Source organism: Gryllotalpicola koreensis (genome assembly GCF_039538185.1).
GTDB lineage: Bacteria > Actinomycetota > Actinomycetes > Actinomycetales > Microbacteriaceae > Gryllotalpicola > Gryllotalpicola koreensis.
In genome coordinates this window covers 1-1,068 of record NZ_BAABBW010000013.1, presented here as the reverse complement: position 1 = coordinate 1,068, position 1,068 = coordinate 1, and the positions used below count along the sequence as shown (strand labels likewise).

Genomic DNA, 1,068 nt, shown 5'->3' with positions numbered 1-1,068 from the left:
TGTAGTTCCTCGTGAGGTTGTGAACGCGGTCTGATGGGGTTTGGCCGTCGATACCGGTGTGGGGTCGGTGGTGATTGTAGTGATGGACCCATCGTTGGTAGTCGGCGGCTCTGGTCTCGTCTGAGTCGTAGGTTTTCGCGTAGGCCCACTCGGCTGCCAGGGTTCGGTTGAAGCGCTCGACTTTTCCGTTCGTCTGGGGTCGGTAGGGCCGTGTAAATGTGTGCTTGATGGCACCGAGTTCGGCGGCGAGCTCGCGGGAGCGGTAGGCCGGGCCGTTGTCGGTCATGAGGCGCTCGACGGTGATACCGGCCTCGGCGAAGAACGCCACGGCGTTGCGCCAGAACGCGATCACGGTCTCTTTGCGCTCATCGGTGTGGATTTCGGAGTAGGCCAGTCTCGAATGGTCGTCGATCGCGTGGTGCAGGAACGCGTAGCCGCGGCCGCCGCGACCATGCCCGTCGTTGTTCTTCTTGCCTTCCCGGCGCCCGAGTCGTTTGTGGCCGCCGCCGTCGGGGATGCGGCCGAGCTTCTTGATGTCCATGTGCACCAGCTCGCCCGGCTTGGCCCGCTCGTATCGCACGGGCGTTGGCTTCCTCACCGGCAAGCCGGTGCTCTGATCCACATGCGCCAGTAGCGGCGCCCGATACCGTCTCAGCACCCGCTCGACCGTGGCCCGGGCCAGGTGCAGGTGGTAGGCGATGCGGTGCGGACCCCAGCGGCGGGTGAACCGCAGCGCGAGGATCCGCCGCTCGGTGCGCCGTCTCGTCTGGTTCGGGCTGCGATGCGGCCGGGAGCTGCGATCCGTCATCGGTAGCCCCGCCCGCAACCGGTCAGCCCACTTCTTCGCCGTAGCCGGCGAGCATTGGAACCGCTCGCCCGCCCGCCGATACGACCAGCCTTCCTCGACGATCGAGCGGGCAAGACGCAGCCGCCCTCGCGGCGTCAGATGGGCATTAGCGTGAGTCACGAAGACCTCCGTGAAGCGATGAGAGTGTGGTAACCCACATCGTTCCGGAGGTCTTCGCTACCTCAGCCCACGTTCACAACGTGCCGAGGAACTACACCTAG

The 1,068-nt window shown here is 65.5% G+C and carries 1 protein-coding gene; it reads right to left on the bottom strand.

Annotation, left to right across the window (positions count from 1 at the left end):
- A partial coding sequence (locus ABD708_RS19405) for an IS481 family transposase (protein ID WP_344757594.1) occupies window positions 1-967 on the bottom strand: 967 nt, incomplete at its 3' end.
- Between the last annotated feature and the right edge of the window lie 101 nt (window positions 968-1,068).